The sequence below is a fragment of the Rufibacter sp. XAAS-G3-1 genome (assembly GCF_013623775.1).
Lineage (GTDB): Bacteria > Bacteroidota > Bacteroidia > Cytophagales > Hymenobacteraceae > Nibribacter.
In genome coordinates, this window is the sequence record NZ_JABFAM010000046.1 from 1 (window position 1) to 800 (window position 800).

Genomic DNA, 800 nt, shown 5'->3' on the forward strand with positions numbered 1-800 from the left:
AACCAGTTGCTTTCTAAAACTGCAATCGGTACTTTGAGAGATAATCAGGCAAAACTCTTGGCCGTCGTTTAGCAGCGGCCGTTAGCTGTTATTAATAAAATGAAAAAACTTACTATTCTATTTTTTCTTGCCTTGACATCATGTGCAACTTCCTACGAACCTACTTTCAGAAAGCATCTTACGCCAGAGGAAAAAGCGCAGTTAATTGAAGGACAAGTTATTACTAAAACACATACTTCCTACCTAAAGAACGGGCAAGTTGACTTAACTGGTACCCTGAAAATTAAAGTTGAAAAAGGCAAGTACACTTTTACTCAACTAGGGGAATGGAAACATTACCATAATAACGGACAGCTTCTATCCCTTTTAACCCACGACTCCTCGGGCCGCATGATTAATGACAAAATCTACAATGAGGACGGGAGCAGATATTCAGAATTGTTTGGATACGATGAAGTACAATGGGAAAAAACAGCTAGGATTACAAAACATATTCTGTTCTTCCCTGGAAGTGGCAGCGACACTGCAAGTGTTGAAATGTTCCTGTCCGAGGGAAGGAAGCACAAAAGGCATGGAGTGTGCAGGTACTATGACCGACAAGGTAATATAATTGAGGTTATAGAGTATAGAAACGGGAAAAAGGTAAAATAACAACAGCTAACACTGTATAAAAATCATACTTCGGCCGACGGCCTAGCACGTTTTTTATACGTGACCGTTGGGGCAAATTTGAAGAACCTTTCATCGGGCTTCACGGCAGAAAAAAGAATCTGCAAGAGAAGCAGAAATAAACCAGCAGA

General features: G+C 40.4%; 1 protein-coding gene. It reads left to right on the forward strand.

What is annotated here, in order from left to right:
- Positions 1-99 precede the first annotated feature (99 nt).
- Entirely contained in the window at positions 100-651 is a 552-nt protein-coding gene (locus HHO50_RS20925) for a hypothetical protein (RefSeq protein ID WP_181309093.1), read from the forward strand.
- The last annotated feature ends 149 nt before the right edge of the window (positions 652-800 follow it).